Raw genomic sequence first — 15,364 nt, forward strand, 5'->3', positions numbered from 1 at the left:
CCGCTGAAAGCCAGCTAACTGGTGACTGCCCGGCCAGCTAAGGTTTCCGGGGTTTTCAGCGGATACCTGAAAAATAGCGGCGCAGTATATCACGCACCTTTCGCTAGCGATATAAACCCTGCAACTCGATATAGCGCTGCACCGGGCGCGGCAGCAGATCGTCGCAGTTGAGGCCCTGATGGCGGCGCTGGCGGATCTCGGTGGCGGAAATTTCCAGCTCCGGCGTATCGGCCAGATAGATATGGCCGTGCGGGCGGCGGCTGAGCAGCGCCGGGTCGGCGGTGCGATGACGTTCCAGCCACTGCTGCAGTTCCGGCGTGTCCATGCGATCGTTATAGCCCGGGCGCGCCAACACCAGCAGATGGCAGACGTCCAACAGCGCCTGCCAGCGATGCCATTTATGCAGCGTCAGCAGCGAGTCCTGGCCAATAATAAACGCCAGCGGCTGGGCGGCGCCACGCTCTTTACGAATCGTTTCCAACGTCTCGATGGTGTAGGAGGGGGTGGTGCGATGCAGTTCGCGATCGTCGACCGCGAACAGCGGATTGCCGGCGATCGCCAGCTCGACCATCTTCAAGCGCTGCTGTGCGTTGGCCTCGGGCTGCGGGCGGTGCGGCGGCACGTGGTTAGGCAGCAGCGTGACGCGATTCAGGCCCACTTCGGCGGCCAGCGCCTCCACCGGCCGCAGATGGCCGTAGTGGATCGGATCAAAGGTGCCGCCAAACAGCGCGTGCAATACGGTGGGGTGTTCCGGATTAGTGGGCATCGGTAAAACTCGTGGCCAGGGGTTTGCCGCACAGCAGCATCGACAGGGTTTCCAGTTCCGGCCAGACCGACTGGCCATAGTCCTGCTTGAGGGTCAGCTCGATTTGCGTCAGCAGCTGTACCGCTTGCTGCAGCTGGGCGCCGGACAGGCGTTGCAGCGCCTGGGTGACCAGCGGGCGGCGGTTCTGCCAGACCTTGTGCTGATCGAACAGCGTGCGCAGCGGCGCGGACGCCATGCGGCGCTGCAGCGTCAGCAACAGCAGCAGTTCGCGCTGCAGGGTGCGCAACAGGATCACCGGCTCGACATCCTCTTGCTGCAGCTGCTGTAAAATATGCCAGGCGCGCTTGCTCTTGCCGGCCAGCAAGGCGTCCAGCCAGTGGAACGGCGTGAAGTGGGCGGCGTCGTTCACCGCCTGCTCGACGCGCGGCAGGGTGAGCTTGCCGTCCGGGTGCAGCAGCGACAGCCGCTCCAGCGCCTGCGACAGCGCCAGCAGGTTGCCTTCGTAGCAGTAGCACAACAGCTGATTGGCCGCGTCGTCCAACTCCAGCTTCATCGCCTTGGCGCGCGTGGCGACCCAGCGCGGCAGCTGTGCCTGCTCCGGCGTCTGGCAACTGACGAGGGCGCCGTGCGGGCTGAGCGCCTTGAACCAGGCGCTGTTTTCCTGCGCTTTGGTGAGGCGCGGGCCGCGCAGGATCAGCAGAATATCCTCGTGCAGCAGGGTGGCGAGCTTGGTCAGCTGTTCGCCGATCGGCGCCGTTGGGCCGTTTTCCGGGAAAATCAGCAGCAGCGTCTGGCGGCTGGCGAACAGGCTCATCGCCTGGCAGATGCCGAAGATGGCGTCCCAGTCGGTATGGGCGTCGAGGGAAATGCTGTAGTGCTCGCTGAACTGCTGCTGTTGCGCGGCCTGCCGGAGCAGATCCTGGCTTTCCTGCAGCAGCAGCGGTTCATTGCCGCTCAATAAATAACAAGCGCGCAGCCCCTCTCGGAGCTGCGCGGCAAGTTGTTCCGGATAAATGCGGATCATTGTGCGGTTTGGCTTGCCGCTCGTTCGCCGACGGCAGCGGCTTTTTGCCGGTTTTCTTCTTCCGCCGCGTGCACGGTCAGCAGTTTGCGCACCAGCTGTTGCGCCGCCTGCTCACGCATTTCCTGGCGAATGATCTCCTGCTCGGAGTCTTTGGCCAGCGCGGTCAGCGGGTTGTCGAAGAACGAACGGAACACTTTCACCGACAGCGGATACAGGTCGTGCCCCGGGATCAGCACCTGGGCCTGCACGGTCAGCACCAGCTGATACTCGGCGGTTTTACCGTCCTGGAAGATCGAGGCGGTATCCTGGCTTTCCGTCGCGCCGACGATGCGCAGAGAAGGCACGTCTTTACGCTTCGGATCGCTGACGATGGTCACGGCGTTCAAACGCAGTTGCTCACGCACCGCGCGCGTCAATGGCCCATAAGGATCCGAACTGTCCAGGATCAGCGTTTTCATTTCATTAGGCACCTGCGTGGTGCCACGCAGGTGAAAACCGCAGCCGGCGGTGACCAGCACCGCCAACCCCAGCAACAGCGTCAGAATACGTTGTCGCACAACTCCTCCTTGTGTTAACCCACAACCAGGTTAAGCAGTTTGCCCGGAACGTAGATCACTTTGCGAATCGTGACGCCGTCCAGATATTTAGCCACCAGATGCTCTTCGGCAGCGCGCGCGCGCACTTGCTCTTCGGTCGCATCGGCAGATACGGTGATTTTAGCGCGAACCTTGCCGTTCACCTGCACCACCACCAGCTTGGAGTCTTCGACCATCGCCTGCTCGTCGGCAACCGGCCATGGCGCGGTGTCCACGTCGCCTTCGCCGCCCAGCGCCTGCCACAGGGCGAAGCACACGTGCGGGGTGAACGGATACAGCATGCGAACGACGGCCAGCAGCGCTTCCTGCAGCAGCGCGCGATCCTGCTCGCTCTCCTGCGGCGCACGGGCCAGTTTGTTCATCAGCTCCATCACGGCGGCGATCGCGGTGTTGAAGGTCTGGCGGCGGCCGATATCGTCGGTCACTTTGGCGATGGTTTTATGCAGATCGCGGCGCAGCGCTTTCTGCTCTTCGTTCAGCGACGCCACGTCCAGCGGCTGCACCGCGCCTTTTTCCACGTGATCGTAGGCCAGTTTCCATACGCGTTTCAGGAAGCGGTTAGCCCCTTCCACGCCGGATTCCTGCCACTCCAGCGTCATTTCTGCCGGTGAAGCGAACATCATGAACAGACGCACGGTGTCCGCGCCGTATTTTTCCACCATCTCCTGCGGGTCGATGCCGTTGTTCTTCGACTTCGACATTTTGCTCATGCCAGCATAGACCAGTTCACGGCCTTGCGGATCGGTGGCCTTGATGATGCGGCCTTTGTCATCGCGCTCGACGGTGGCGTCAACCGGGGATACCCAGACGCGCTCGCCGCTGTTGCCGGTGTAGTAGAAGGCGTCGGCCAGCACCATGCCCTGACACAGCAGGCGCTTGGCCGGCTCATCGGAATCCACCAGGCCCGCATCGCGCATCAGCTTGTGGAAGAAGCGGAAGTACATCAGGTGCATGATGGCGTGCTCGATGCCGCCGATATATTGATCGACCGGCAGCCAGTAGTTAGCGGCGGCCGGATCCAGCATGCCCTGGTCATACTGCGGGCAGGTGTAGCGCGCGTAGTACCAGGAGGACTCCATAAAGGTGTCGAAGGTGTCGGTTTCGCGCAGCGCCGGCTGGCCGTTGACGGTGGTCTTCGCCCACTCAGGGTCGGCCTTGATCGGGCTGGTGATGCCGTCCATGACCACGTCTTCCGGCAGGATCACCGGCAGTTGGTCTTCCGGCGTCGGCATCACGGTGCCGTCTTCCAGGGTCACCATCGGGATTGGCGCGCCCCAGTAACGCTGACGGGAAACGCCCCAGTCGCGCAGACGGTAGTTGACCTTGCGCTGGCCGACGCCTTTGGCGACCAGTTTGTCGGCGATGGCGTTAAAGCCCGCTTCGTTGTCCAGACCGTCAAACTCGCCGGAGTTGAACAGCGCGCCTTTGTCAGTCATCGCTTCGGCGCTCACGTCAGGCTGGCTGCCGTCGAGGTTCAGGATCACCGGTTTGATCGGCAAATCATATTTGGTGGCGAATTCCCAGTCGCGCTGGTCGTGCGCCGGCACCGCCATCACGGCGCCGGTGCCGTATTCCATCAGCACGAAGTTGGCGACCCACACCGGCAGCTTCTCGCCGCTCAGCGGATGGACAACGAACAGGCCGGTCGGCATGCCTTTCTTCTCCATCGTCGCCATTTCGGCTTCGGCCACTTTGGTGTTGCGGCATTCGTCGATGAAGTCGGTCAGCGCCGGGTTGTTGCGCGCGCCCTGTTGCGCCAGCGGGTGGCCCGCGGCGACCGCCACGTAGGTGGCGCCCATGAAGGTGTCCGGGCGGGTGGTGTAAACCGTCAGCTTCTCTTCGCTGCCAGCCACGTCGAAGGTGATTTCCACGCCTTCGGAGCGGCCAATCCAGTTGCGCTGCATGGTTTTCACCTGCTCCGGCCAGCTTTCCAGCGTGTCCAGATCGTTCAGCAGCTGATCGGCGTAGGCGGTGATTTTGATGAACCACTGCGGGATCTCTTTACGCTCGACCTTGGTGTCGCAGCGCCAGCAGCAGCCGTCAATAACCTGTTCGTTGGCCAGCACGGTCAGATCGTGCGGGCACCAGTTCACCGCCGAGGTCTTCTTGTAGACCAGGCCTTTTTCATACAGCTTGGTGAAGAACCACTGTTCCCAGCGATAGTATTCCGGCTGGCAGGTGGCGATTTCGCGATCCCAGTCGTAGCCGAAGCCCAGCAGTTTCAGCTGGTTCTTCATGTATTCGATGTTGTCGTAGGTCCACGGGGCCGGCGCGGTGTTGTTTTTCACCGCCGCGCCTTCCGCCGGCAGGCCGAACGCATCCCAGCCGATCGGCTGCAGTACGTTTTTGCCCAGCATGCGCTGATAGCGCGAGATCACGTCGCCGATAGTGTAGTTACGAACGTGGCCCATGTGCAGTCGGCCGGACGGGTAAGGCAGCATGGATAGGCAGTAGTACTTTTCTTTGCTGTCGTCTTCGGTAACTTTGAAAGTCTGCTTCTCTTGCCAGTGAAGCTGTACGTTCGATTCTATGTCTTCTGGACGGTATTGCTCTTGCATGGCGGCCGGTGGTCCTGTAGGTGTAAACCGTTGCCCCGGTCAGAGGCAACGCAATGAACATTTAGTATTCGTAGATCCGCATAGCATAGCTGATAAGACCTCCCGGCAACAACTCCAAGCGCCTGACTCGGCGCATTTAAAAAAAACGCCGCCATGACGCGGCTCACAACCTGCGGATCCCGCGTCTTGCCAAGTGACATCAGTCATTTACGGCTAAAATAAGAACAAGTAGCTTAAGGGTATCCCCATGGCCAAGTCCGGCGCAGCGTTTATCGAGGAGAGTCTATGAACAAGGTTGCTCAGTATTACCGCGAATTGGTGGCATCGCTGACCGAACGTCTGAAAAACGGCGAACGCGATATCGACGAACTGGTGGCCAGCGCGGAGCGGCGGTTGAACGAGGCCGAAGATCTGACGCGCGACGAGGTGCGGCAGGTGACGCAGGCGGTGCGGCGCGATCTGGAAGAGTTCGCCCGCAGCTATCAGGAAAGCCGGGACGAGTTTACCGACAGCGTGTTTATGCGGGTGATTAAGGAGAGCCTGTGGCAGGAACTGGCGGATATCACCGATAAAACCCAGCTGGAGTGGCGCGAGGTGTTCAAGGATGTCAGCCACCACGGCGTGTATCACAGCGGTGAAGTGGTGGGGCTGGGCAATCTGGTCTGCGAGCAGTGTCACTACCACCTGGCGTTTTACACGCCGGAAGTGCTGCCGCTCTGCCCGAAATGCGGTCACGACCAGTTCCAGCGTCGGCCATTTGAACCCTGATGACGTCCCCCGCCGCGGCGGGGAACGCTGACGTTTACCGTTAACGGAACAGTTTCTTCAGCAGGTTGCTCAGGAAGCCGCCGCTGACGGCTTCTTGGGCGACGTTTGCCGGCGCAGGTGCGCTGGCCGGGACGGCGACGCCGGCCGGGATTTTCTGCGCGACCGCGATGCGGCTGTCCTGGGCGGCTTTCTCCGCCGCTTCCGGGCCGTAGGCGAAGCCTTCCGCCAGCACGAATTCAACGTCGGTGATGCCGATAAAGCCCAGGAACAGCTTCACGTACGGGGTGATCAGATCCGTCGGCGTGTCGGCGTGGATGCCGCCGCGGCTGGAGATGACGATCGCTTTTTTGCCCGTCACCAGCCCTTCGGCGCCGGCGGAGGTGTAGCGGAACGTCTGACCGGCGCGGGCGATCAGATCGAAGTAGATCTTCAGCTGCGTCGGGATGTTGAAGTTGTACATCGGGGCGCTGATGATCAGCGTGTCGTGCGACTTCAGCTCGGCAATCAGCTCATCGGACAGCGCCAGGGTGCTTTGCTGATGCGGCGTCAGCGGGTTGTCGCCGGCGGTAAAGCCGGCCATCACTTCGCCATCCAGCTCCGGCAGCGTTGGGTTAGCCAAGTCGCGCACGGTGAAGGTGTCTTCCGGGTGAGCTTCTCGCCATTGTTCAACAAAAAAATCGACTAATTTTCCAGACTGGGAATATTCACCCAGAATACTTGATTTCAGGACCAGTACGCGGCTCATTGGCTTATCTCCAGGCGAAGTGTAATCGGTAACGATGTCAATCGGTGTAAACGCATGGTAGAGGCAAGCCATCAACAGTGATAGCGCAAAAATTCGCTGAGTTAAATCAAAAAAGTTGAATGAGGGCGCGAGCGCGCCCCGAGAGGATTAATAACGCGCGACGCGCTCGGCCAGCAGATCGATAAAGCCTGCGCGATCGATGCCGGTCAGCACTTCCACGTTGGCCGCGTTGCCGGTTTGCTGGAAATAGTCCACCACCGTCATGCCGACGGTGTACTCCCCTTTGGTTTCCACACCGACCCAGCGTTCAACGCCGGTAAACAGCTGCGGCGCCAGCAGCCAGGCGATGGTGCAGGGATCGTGCATCGCCGCGCCAGGCAGGCCGCGCGGGTGGCTGAGATACAGCGGCAGGTAAAAATCGAGCATCTCCGCCACCGCCTGCGCGACCGGATTGGCTATCTGACGAATGCGCTCGATATCCTGCGGCAGCACCAGCGCCTGGTGGGTGACGTTCAGCCCGGCCATGGTCAGCGGCACGCCGGATTTCAACACCATCTCGGCGGCTTCGGGATCGACGAAGATATTGAATTCCGCCACCGGCGTGGTATTGCCGGCATTCATGCCGCCGCCCATAAATACGATGCGCTCGATACGGCTTTTCAGCTCGGCATGCTGGGCCAACAGCAGGGCGATGTTGGTCATCGGGCCGGTCACCACCAGGGTGATTGGCTGCGGGCTGGCGCGCAGCAGGTCGGCGATCAGCTCGACGGCGCCGCGGGGATCGGGTTTGAGGGCCGGCGTCGGCAGGTGGGTGTTGCCCATGCCGGTTTTGCCGTGGACATAGTCGGCGATCACCAGCTCGCGCATCAGCGGGCGAGCGGCGCCGGCGGCGACAGGGATGTCCTCGCGCTGCATCAGGGTCAGCAGACCCAGCGCGTTATGCAGGGTTTTCTCCTGAGTCTGGTTGCCGGCGGAGGTGGTGATGGCTTTGACGTCCAGCTCCGGCGAGCGCAGCGCCATAGCCAGCGCGATGGCGTCGTCGAGGCCGGGATCGCAATCGATGATAATAGGGCGGGGCATGTTCTTTCTCCTCTGTTTGTTATCCGGCGAGCATCGGATCAAAAACGAGGAGATACAAGCGCTTTTCGTGCCGGGAGAAAAGATGCGCCCCTGGCGGGGCGCATAGCGAGAACTTAGTGCAGGATCTTGGCGAGGAAGTCCTTGGCGCGATCGGACTCGGGGTTGTTGAAGAAATCGTCTTTGTTGCGGTCTTCGACGATTTTGCCTTCGTCCATAAAGATCACGCGGTTCGCCACCTTGCGGGCGAAGCCCATTTCGTGGGTCACCACCATCATGGTCATGCCTTCGTTCGCCAGCTCGACCATCACGTCCAGCACTTCGTTGATCATTTCCGGATCGAGCGCCGAGGTCGGTTCATCGAACAACATGGCGATCGGATCCATGCACAGCGCGCGGGCGATGGCGACACGCTGTTGCTGGCCGCCGGAGAGCTGACCGGGGAACTTGTTGGCATGGGCGGACAGGCCGACGCGTTCCAGCAGCTTCAGGCCCTTCTCGCGTGAGGCGGTCTTGTCGCGCTTGAGCACTTTTACCTGCGCCAGCGTCAGGTTGTCGATAATGGACAGGTGCGGGAACAGTTCAAAGTGTTGGAACACCATGCCGACCTTGGCGCGCAGCTGCGCCAGGTTGGTTTTCTTGTCGTTGACGGGCGTGCCGTTCACCAGGATGCTTCCCTGCTGGATCGGCTCCAGGCCGTTGACGGTTTTGATCAGGGTGGACTTGCCGGAACCTGAAGGACCGCAGACGACGACCACTTCGCCTTTTTTCACTTCGGTGGTGCAATCGGTCAACACTTGAAAGTGACCGTACCACTTGGAAACATTTTTCAGGGATATCATCAAACAGTCCTTTTCTTCAAATAGCTTACCAGCGCCGAGGCGGCGAGGCTGATAACAAAATAGACAAAGCCGGCGAACAGGATCATTTCAACCTGGGTGCCGTCGCGTTCGCCGATGGTCGATGCGGTGCGGAAGAAGTCGGCCAGGCTCAGTACGTAAACCAGCGAGGTATCCTGGAACAGGACGATGCCCTGGGTCAGCAGCAGTGGCACCATGGCGCGGAACGCCTGCGGCAGGATCACCAGCCGCATGGATTGCCAATGCGTCATGCCCAGCGCCAACGCGGCGGAGGATTGGCCGCGCGAGATGCTGATGATACCGGCGCGGATGATTTCCGAGTAATAGGCCGCTTCAAACAGGGAAAAGGCTACCATAGCCGAGATCAGGCGAATATCGGTTTTCGGCGACAGGCCTAGAACCTGTTGTAATAAGCTTGGAACCACCAGATAGAACCACAGCAGCACCATCACCAGCGGCACCGAGCGGAACAGGTTAACATACAGGGTGGCGAACCAGCTGATGGGCTTGAACGGCGACAGACGCATCACCGCCAGCACGGTGCCCCACAGAATGCCGACCACGATGGCGGTCACGGTGATCTTCAGCGTGATCGCCATGCCCTGCAGCAGATAAGGGAAGCTTGGGACGATCGACGCCCAGTCAAATTCGTACATTATTTACTCCCCAGGTTGCCAGGCAACTGCACTTTCTTTTCGACCAGACGCATAAACAGCATGATCACGGCGTTGATGCCGATATAAGCCAGCGTAATGGCGGTAAAGGATTCATAGGCGTGTGCGGAGTAATCCAACAGCTTGCCGGCCTGTGCGGCCATGTCCACCAGGCCGATGGTGGAGGCGATGGCGGAGTTTTTGACCAGGTTGAGCATCTCCGAGGTCATCGGCGGCACGATAACCCGGTAGGCGTTCGGCAACAGCACGTAGCGGTAGGTTTGCGGCAGCGTCAGGCCCATCGCCAACCCGGCGGCTTTCTGGCCGCGCGGCAGGGATTGAATGGCGGCGCGCACTTGCTCGCAAACGCGGGCGGCGGTAAACAGCCCCAGACAGAGCATGGAAGAGACGAAGAACTGCACGTTGGGATCCAGCTCGGTCTTGAACCAGGTGCCGATATTGGCCGGCAGCAGCTCGGGGATCACCAGATACCAGGTAAAGAATTGCACGATCAGCGGCACGTTGCGGAACAGTTCGACGTAACAGGTGCCGAGAGTGGAAAGAAAGCGGTTGGGCACGGTACGCAAGATACCGAACAGTGAACCGACGAAGAAAGCGATAATCCATGCACAGACGGAGAGGGCCACCGTGACCTGAAAGCCGGACCAGATCCAGCCGAGGTAAGTGGTGTTCCCAAACGGGGCCTGCTGCAGGAAGATACCCCAGTTCCAATCTATTGACATAACAAACTCCGATAAACGGGCGCAGGGCGCCGAAAAGTGATGACTTGATAGGCGCCGATCGCCGCGCGGCCAGTCGGGCTGGCTTGTTGTGTGCGGAGATCGGTGACGCGCCTTGGGGAAAATGAGGGAGGGGAACGGCCCCCCTCATTCCTGTCTGTCCCAGTCATCAACTGGGCCGGTTTGGCTTGGCGGCCGCCCCGGCTTTATTCTATTGAGTTAGTTCAACGCTTTGTCGTTAGGCGCTTTGAACAGTTGCTTCATGTCGTCCGACAGCTCGAAGTTCATGTTGAGGTTTTTCGGTGGGATAGGCTGCTTGAACCATTTATCAAACCACTTGGCCGCTTCACCGGAGGTTTGCGCCTGGGCGATAGTGTCATCGACCAGTTTCTTGAACTCAGGATCGTCTTTACGCAGCATGCAACCGTAGGCTTCTTTCGACTGCGGCGTGCCGATGATTTCCCATTGATCCGGCTTCTTGGCTTTGGCGCGCTCGCCCGCCAGCAGGGCGTCATCCATCATGAAGGCCACCGCGCGGCCGCTTTCCAGGGTGCGGAAGGAGTCGCCGTGGTCTTTGGCGCTGATGATGCGCATGTTCATTTTGTCGCTGTCGTTCAGTTTGTTCAGCAACACTTCGGACGTGGTGCCGGAGGTGACCACCACCGGTTTGCCGGCCAGGTCTTTAAAGTCTTTGATGTCGGAGCCTTTCTTCACCAGCAGGCGGGTGCCGACCACAAAGATGGTGTCGGAGAAGGCGGCCTGTTTCTGGCGCTCTACGTTATTGGTGGTAGAACCGCATTCGAAGTCATAGGTGCCGTTTTGCAGCAGCGGGATGCGGTTCTGCGAGGTAATCGGCAGCATTTTCACCTGCAGATTCGGTGCATTCAGCTTTTTCTTAACGGCTTCAACGATTTGGTTGGAGTAGTCCTGAGAGTAGCCCACAACTTTTTGCTGGTTGTCGTAGTAGGAAAAGGGCACAGACGATTCGCGGTGGCCGACAACGATAACGCCGTTGTCTTTGATTTTCTTCAGCGTACCGGTCAGGTCTTCCGCGTGCGCTACGCTACCTGCCATACCGAGCAGCAGTAACGATAACGCCAATTTACGCATTTGCATGGTCCAACTCCTTTGCTGTTGTGGTGGCTCTGACTAAAGAGCGTCAGGTTTAAATCGACTATTTATTGCTCAGGTTATAAAGATAGTCTTAGAACGGATAGCCGTTAAAAAATAACCGATTGTGAATATCTTGAAACTAAAATGTTTCATTTTTTGAGACGCCGCGCGCACCAAATCAATGCAACCAAACCCCGATGCACCTGCATGGTGCGTTCGGCGCCTCCAAAATGTGCACGGGTGCGACAAAACGTCAGCAAAAGTTAACCGACGTGCGATGTCACCTTAGATAAAGCAAGGAGTGTGCCAGCCGCGTTGATTTAACGACGTTTTCTGACCGAGGTGGGGGAACGTTTACGGAAACGCGGGGCGCGGCGGGCGCGCCCCGGCGAACAGGACTATTTGCGGCGCAGGCCCAACATCAGCGCCCAACCGCCCAGCAACAGGGTGATCACCCACAGCGGCGCGGCGCCGAAACGCGCGTAAGGCGTGACGCCGGTGGTCGGTGTGACCTTCACTTCAAGCACCTGACGAGTGAACTGCGGGATCTCGGCGATCACGTCGCCGTTCGCGTCCACTGCGGCGGTGACGCCGTTGTTGGTGCTGCGCAGCAGCGGCCGGCCCAGTTCCAGCGCCCGCATGCGCGCCATCTGGAAGTGCTGCCATGGGCCGATGGAGTGGCCGAACCAGGCGTCGTTGGAGATGGTCAGCAGGAAGTTGGTGTCCGGGCGGAAGTTATCGCGCACCTGCTGGCCCAACACGATTTCGTAGCAAATGGCCGCCGTCAGGTTGTAGCCGCGTACGCTGAGCTGCGGTTGTACGTAGTCGCCGCGGCTGAAGGAGGACATCGGCAGGTCGAAGAACGGCGCCAGCGGCCGCAGCAGCGTCTCCAGCGGTACGAACTCGCCGAACGGCACCAGGTGGTGCTTGTTGTAGCGATCGTTGGCCGGGTACCTGTACGGCGTCGGTTCACCGAGCACGATGGCGCTGTTGTAGATTTGCTGGCCCTGCGGCGTGGCGCGCACGTCGACGATGCCGGTGATGAGGCTGCTGTTCTTCGCCCGCATCAGGTCGTCCATCATCGTCAGGAAGCCGTTCTGATTGGCTTCATAATCCGGGATGGCGGATTCCGGCCAGATAACGATCGGTGCCTTACCCATGTAGGGACGGGTTTCGTCCAGATAGGTTTGCAGCGTGCTGACCAGCGCTTTCGGATCCCATTTCATCGATTGAGCGATGTTGCCTTGCACCATGGCGACATTCACCGCTTTATCCGTCTGCGGAGTAAACCACTGCAGCTGGCGCAGCGGCCATGGCAACAACAGCAGCGCGGCGGCGATCACCGCCGCCGAGAGGCGGCGCTGATTGACGGCGTACACCAGCAGGCCGGCGATGGCCATCAGCACAAAGGTGATGGCGTCGACGCCCAGCAGCGGCGCGATGCCTTTCAGCGGGCCGTTGATCTGGCTATAGCCGAACTGCAGCCATGGGAAGCCGGTCAGCACCCAGCCGCGCAGGAATTCCGTGACCTGCCACAGCGCCGGCGCGGCGATGGCCAGCCGCCACCAGCGGGTCGCCGGCCACAGGCGGGTCAGCAGCCCGGCGAACAGCCCGGTATACAGCGACAGGTAAGCGGCGAGCAGCGCCACCAGGAAGACGTTGACGGCGAAGGGCATGCCGCCGAAATCGGCGATGCTGACATACACCCAGTTGATCCCGCTGCCGAACAACCCGAAGCCCCAGACAAAGCCGAGCAGGGCGGACTGTTTGGTGGTGCGATTGAGGGTAACGGCCAGCAGGCCGAACAGGGAGACGATGGCCGCGGGCCAGAAATCGTAGGGCGAGAACGCCAGCGTCCCGCCGGCACCTGACAACAGCGCCAGCAGGGCGCGAACCCGCTGGCGTTCAAGTAATGAGGCTTTAGCCATGTTGGATTTAATCTTCCAGTTTCGGTGGTGGAGAATCGTCCGGAATTTTTACATGAACCTGGATGATACGTCGACTGTCGGCCATGGCAACTTTAAATAGGTAACCTTCGATTTCAATGGTTTCCCCGCGCGCCGGCAGGTGGCCGAAGGCCTGCATCACCAGACCGCCGATGGTATCGACCTCGTCGTCGCTGAAGTGGGTGCCGAAGGCTTCGTTGAAGTCTTCGATCGGCGCCAGCGCGCGTACGGTGTACATGTGGCGGCTGAGCTGGCGGATATCCAGATCGTCTTCGTCGTCGTATTCGTCTTCGATCTCGCCGACGATCAGTTCCAGAATGTCTTCGATGGTGACCAGGCCGGACACGCCGCCGAATTCGTCAATGACAATCGCCATGTGGTAGCGCTGGGAGCGGAACTCTTTCAACATCCGGTCGACGCGCTTGCTTTCCGGCACCACCACCGCGGTGCGCAGCACTTTGTCGATGCTGAACGGCTCAGAGTCTGCGCGCATGAACGGCAGCAGATCCTTGGCCATCAGGATGCCTTCGATGTGATCTTTGTCTTCGCTGATCACCGGGAAGCGCGAGTGGGCGGAGTCGATAATCACGTCCAGGCACTCTTCCAGCGTCTGGTTGCGCTTGAGCGTCACCATCTGGGAGCGGGGGATCATGATGTCGCGCACGCGCTGTTCGGCGATATCCATCACGCCTTCCAGCATGTCGCGGGTATCGGGATCGATCAGGTCGTTTTGTTCGGAATCACGGATCAGCTCGACCAGATCGCCACGGTTTTTGGGCTCGCCGTGGAACAGCTGGTTAAGGATAAGAGTAAAGAACCCCTTCTTGGGACTGGGGCTGTCATTGCTTTGTGAATGGTCGTCGCTCATGGCGTTTTCGTTACTGTCACTCATGTCAGAGTTAAGGGGCGTCAGCGACAGCCCCGTTAGGGGCTGTAAGGTAAACGGCTGACGTCAGACGGGGTCTTTTTCCGCCAGGTACGGATCAGGGTAGCCCAGTCCGTGCATGATTTCGGTTTCCAAAGACTCCATTTCTTCGGCTTCATCGTCTTCGATGTGGTCATACCCTAGCAGATGAAGGCTGCCGTGGACAACCATATGCGCCCAGTGGGCCTCCAGCGCCTTGCCTTGCTCAATCGCTTCCTGTTCAACCACCTGGCGGCAGATGATCAGATCGCCGAGCAGCGGCAGCTCGATGCCCGGCGGGGCTTCGAACGGGAAAGAGAGCACGTTGGTCGGCTTGTCTTTGCCGCGATAGGTCAGGTTCAGCTCGTGGCTTTCCGCTTCGTCCACCAGACGTACGGTGACCTCGGCCTCTTCCTGAAATTGCGGCAGCACGCCTTCCAGCCAGCGCTGGAACGTGGCTTCATCCGGCAGGCCGTCGCTGCTTTCACAGGCAATCTGCAGATCCAAAATCACCTGACTCATGGTGTCTCCTGCTCGGAGGCGGCGAGCGCCTCGCGCTTACGTTGTTCGGCAATTGCGTCTTTGCGTTTCTGTTCGGCCGCTTCCCAGGCCTCATAAGCGATGACCACGCGGGCCACCACCGGGTGGCGCACCACGTCTTCGCTGTGGAAGAAGTTGAAGCTCAGTTCTTCCACGTCCGACAGCACTTCCACCGCGTGGCGCAGGCCGGATTTCTGGTTGCGCGGCAGGTCGATCTGGGTGACGTCGCCGGTGATGACCGCCTTCGAGTTGAAACCGATGCGCGTCAGGAACATCTTCATCTGCTCGATGGTGGTGTTCTGGCTCTCATCCAGAATGATAAAGGCGTCGTTCAGCGTACGGCCGCGCATATAGGCCAGCGGCGCGACTTCGATCACGTTGCGCTCAATGAGCTTCTCCACGCGCTCGAAGCCCAGCATTTCGAACAGGGCGTCGTACAGCGGGCGCAGATAAGGATCAACCTTCTGGCTCAGATCGCCCGGCAGGAAGCCCAGCTTTTCGCCGGCTTCGACCGCGGGACGGGTCAGCAGAATACGGCGAATTTCCTGGCGTTCCAGCGCATCCACCGCGGCGGCGACCGCCAGGTAAGTTTTGCCGGTACCGGCCGGGCCGATGCCGAAGGTGATGTCGTGATCGAGAATGTTGGCGATGTACTGCGCCTGGTTAGGCGTGCGCGGTTTCACCATGCCGCGCTTGGTTTTGATGGTGACCGCCTTGCCGTAATCCGGCACGCTGTCCGCCACCTGTTCCAGCACCCGGCTCTCTTTGATAGCCAGATGGATTTGCTCCGGATCGATATCCGGGATCACGCCGCGAATCGGCGCGGTATCCACGTACAGATGGCGCAGGATATCGGCGGCGGCGACCACGCACAGGTTTTTGCCGACCAGCTTGAAGCGGTTGTCGCGACGATTGATTTCGATGCCCAATCGGCGCTCGAGTTGCTTGATGTTGTCATCAAACGGGCCGCACAGGCTGAGCAAACGCTTGTTGTCTGCGGGCTCCAACATAATTTCTTGTGTTGCGACGTTCAAACTATTCCTCTAGGTCACATCGGGCCTGGTTGATGTCACA

15 protein-coding genes are annotated in these 15,364 nt (G+C 60.0%); 1 reads left to right on the forward strand and 14 read right to left on the reverse strand.

What is annotated here, in order from left to right; genetic code table 11:
* Positions 1-103: 103 nt before the first annotated feature.
* The 4 genes from nadD to leuS are packed head-to-tail and all read right to left on the reverse strand — an operon-like array spanning position 104 to position 4,944.
* The gene (nadD, locus tag ACJ8IP_RS11290) at positions 104-766 is read right to left on the reverse strand and encodes a nicotinate-nucleotide adenylyltransferase (protein ID WP_015376938.1); all 663 of its coding nucleotides are present in this window, start codon (positions 764-766) and stop codon (positions 104-106) included.
* Entirely contained in the window at positions 756-1,790 is a 1,035-nt protein-coding gene (gene holA, locus ACJ8IP_RS11295) for a DNA polymerase III subunit delta (RefSeq protein WP_033651150.1), read from the reverse strand. Before holA ends, nadD begins: the two co-directional genes overlap by 11 nt.
* Entirely contained in the window at positions 1,787-2,347 is a 561-nt protein-coding gene (gene lptE / locus ACJ8IP_RS11300) for an LPS assembly lipoprotein LptE (protein WP_033633932.1), read from the reverse strand. Before lptE ends, holA begins: the two co-directional genes overlap by 4 nt.
* A gap of 14 nt (positions 2,348-2,361) precedes the next feature.
* The gene (gene leuS, locus ACJ8IP_RS11305) at positions 2,362-4,944 is read right to left on the reverse strand and encodes a leucine--tRNA ligase (RefSeq protein ID WP_047572364.1); all 2,583 of its coding nucleotides are present in this window, start codon (positions 4,942-4,944) and stop codon (positions 2,362-2,364) included.
* 285 nt (positions 4,945-5,229) lie between these two features.
* Here leuS and ACJ8IP_RS11310 point away from each other — a divergent pair, with 285 nt between their 5' ends.
* Positions 5,230-5,712, forward strand: coding sequence for a zinc ribbon-containing protein (locus ACJ8IP_RS11310; RefSeq protein WP_025301844.1), 483 nt, complete (start codon positions 5,230-5,232; stop codon positions 5,710-5,712).
* Positions 5,713-5,752: 40 nt separating this feature from the next.
* On the opposite strand, the gene ACJ8IP_RS11315 is transcribed toward ACJ8IP_RS11310, so the two are convergent.
* The 10 genes from ACJ8IP_RS11315 to ACJ8IP_RS11360 form a co-directional block, all read right to left on the reverse strand.
* Positions 5,753-6,457: an FMN-dependent NADH-azoreductase gene (locus tag ACJ8IP_RS11315; RefSeq protein ID WP_033651152.1), complete on the reverse strand. Its 705-nt coding sequence runs from the start codon at positions 6,455-6,457 to the stop codon at positions 5,753-5,755.
* A gap of 147 nt (positions 6,458-6,604) precedes the next feature.
* Positions 6,605-7,537: a pyrimidine-specific ribonucleoside hydrolase RihA gene (gene rihA / locus ACJ8IP_RS11320; RefSeq protein ID WP_164107195.1), complete on the reverse strand. Its 933-nt coding sequence runs from the start codon at positions 7,535-7,537 to the stop codon at positions 6,605-6,607.
* A 113-nt stretch (positions 7,538-7,650) separates the two neighbouring features.
* Positions 7,651-8,376 carry an amino acid ABC transporter ATP-binding protein gene (locus tag ACJ8IP_RS11325; RefSeq protein WP_004939983.1) on the reverse strand — a complete coding sequence of 242 codons (726 nt, stop codon included), beginning with the start codon at positions 8,374-8,376 and terminating at the stop codon, positions 7,651-7,653.
* Positions 8,376-9,050 carry a glutamate/aspartate ABC transporter permease GltK gene (gene gltK / locus ACJ8IP_RS11330; protein WP_015376945.1) on the reverse strand — a complete coding sequence of 225 codons (675 nt, stop codon included), beginning with the start codon at positions 9,048-9,050 and terminating at the stop codon, positions 8,376-8,378. The genes ACJ8IP_RS11325 and gltK overlap by 1 nt, the downstream gene beginning before the upstream one ends.
* Entirely contained in the window at positions 9,050-9,790 is a 741-nt protein-coding gene (locus ACJ8IP_RS11335; RefSeq protein ID WP_004939979.1) for an amino acid ABC transporter permease, read from the reverse strand. The genes gltK and ACJ8IP_RS11335 overlap by 1 nt, the downstream gene beginning before the upstream one ends.
* A gap of 216 nt (positions 9,791-10,006) precedes the next feature.
* Positions 10,007-10,903 carry an amino acid ABC transporter substrate-binding protein gene (locus ACJ8IP_RS11340; RefSeq protein ID WP_033642166.1) on the reverse strand — a complete coding sequence of 299 codons (897 nt, stop codon included), beginning with the start codon at positions 10,901-10,903 and terminating at the stop codon, positions 10,007-10,009.
* 395 nt (positions 10,904-11,298) lie between these two features.
* Complete coding sequence (gene lnt, locus ACJ8IP_RS11345) at positions 11,299-12,828, reverse strand: apolipoprotein N-acyltransferase (protein ID WP_042783847.1); 1,530 nt, start codon at positions 12,826-12,828, stop codon at positions 11,299-11,301.
* Between the two features lie 7 nt (positions 12,829-12,835).
* The gene (gene corC / locus ACJ8IP_RS11350) at positions 12,836-13,714 is read right to left on the reverse strand and encodes a CNNM family magnesium/cobalt transport protein CorC (RefSeq protein WP_004939973.1); all 879 of its coding nucleotides are present in this window, start codon (positions 13,712-13,714) and stop codon (positions 12,836-12,838) included.
* A gap of 84 nt (positions 13,715-13,798) precedes the next feature.
* Positions 13,799-14,272: an rRNA maturation RNase YbeY gene (gene ybeY / locus ACJ8IP_RS11355; RefSeq protein WP_004939970.1), complete on the reverse strand. Its 474-nt coding sequence runs from the start codon at positions 14,270-14,272 to the stop codon at positions 13,799-13,801.
* Positions 14,269-15,300, reverse strand: coding sequence for a PhoH family protein (locus ACJ8IP_RS11360; RefSeq protein ID WP_170853105.1), 1,032 nt, complete (start codon positions 15,298-15,300; stop codon positions 14,269-14,271). The genes ybeY and ACJ8IP_RS11360 overlap by 4 nt, the downstream gene beginning before the upstream one ends.
* Positions 15,301-15,364 lie beyond the last annotated feature (64 nt).

Source organism: Serratia sp. CY52157, assembly GCF_052168495.1.
Taxonomy (GTDB): Bacteria; Pseudomonadota; Gammaproteobacteria; order Enterobacterales; family Enterobacteriaceae; genus Serratia; species Serratia ureilytica.

What these genes read in the sequence shown, in the direction of transcription:
- nadD (WP_015376938.1), bottom strand. Translation starts at nt 766, where the DNA reads ATGCCCACTAATCCGGAACACCCCACCGTATTGCACGCGCTGTTTGGC.
- holA (WP_033651150.1), bottom strand. Translation starts at nt 1,790, where the DNA reads ATGATCCGCATTTATCCGGAACAACTTGCCGCGCAGCTCCGAGAGGGG.
- leuS (WP_047572364.1), bottom strand. Translation starts at nt 4,944, where the DNA reads ATGCAAGAGCAATACCGTCCAGAAGACATAGAATCGAACGTACAGCTT.
- ACJ8IP_RS11310 (WP_025301844.1), top strand. Translation starts at nt 5,230, where the DNA reads ATGAACAAGGTTGCTCAGTATTACCGCGAATTGGTGGCATCGCTGACC.
- ACJ8IP_RS11315 (WP_033651152.1), bottom strand. Translation starts at nt 6,457, where the DNA reads ATGAGCCGCGTACTGGTCCTGAAATCAAGTATTCTGGGTGAATATTCC.
- rihA (WP_164107195.1), bottom strand. Translation starts at nt 7,537, where the DNA reads ATGCCCCGCCCTATTATCATCGATTGCGATCCCGGCCTCGACGACGCC.
- ACJ8IP_RS11325 (WP_004939983.1), bottom strand. Translation starts at nt 8,376, where the DNA reads ATGATATCCCTGAAAAATGTTTCCAAGTGGTACGGTCACTTTCAAGTG.
- gltK (WP_015376945.1), bottom strand. Translation starts at nt 9,050, where the DNA reads ATGTACGAATTTGACTGGGCGTCGATCGTCCCAAGCTTCCCTTATCTG.
- ACJ8IP_RS11335 (WP_004939979.1), bottom strand. Translation starts at nt 9,790, where the DNA reads ATGTCAATAGATTGGAACTGGGGTATCTTCCTGCAGCAGGCCCCGTTT.
- ACJ8IP_RS11340 (WP_033642166.1), bottom strand. Translation starts at nt 10,903, where the DNA reads ATGCAAATGCGTAAATTGGCGTTATCGTTACTGCTGCTCGGTATGGCA.
- lnt (WP_042783847.1), bottom strand. Translation starts at nt 12,828, where the DNA reads ATGGCTAAAGCCTCATTACTTGAACGCCAGCGGGTTCGCGCCCTGCTG.
- corC (WP_004939973.1), bottom strand. Translation starts at nt 13,714, where the DNA reads ATGAGCGACGACCATTCACAAAGCAATGACAGCCCCAGTCCCAAGAAG.
- ybeY (WP_004939970.1), bottom strand. Translation starts at nt 14,272, where the DNA reads ATGAGTCAGGTGATTTTGGATCTGCAGATTGCCTGTGAAAGCAGCGAC.
- ACJ8IP_RS11360 (WP_170853105.1), bottom strand. Translation starts at nt 15,300, where the DNA reads ATGTTGGAGCCCGCAGACAACAAGCGTTTGCTCAGCCTGTGCGGCCCG.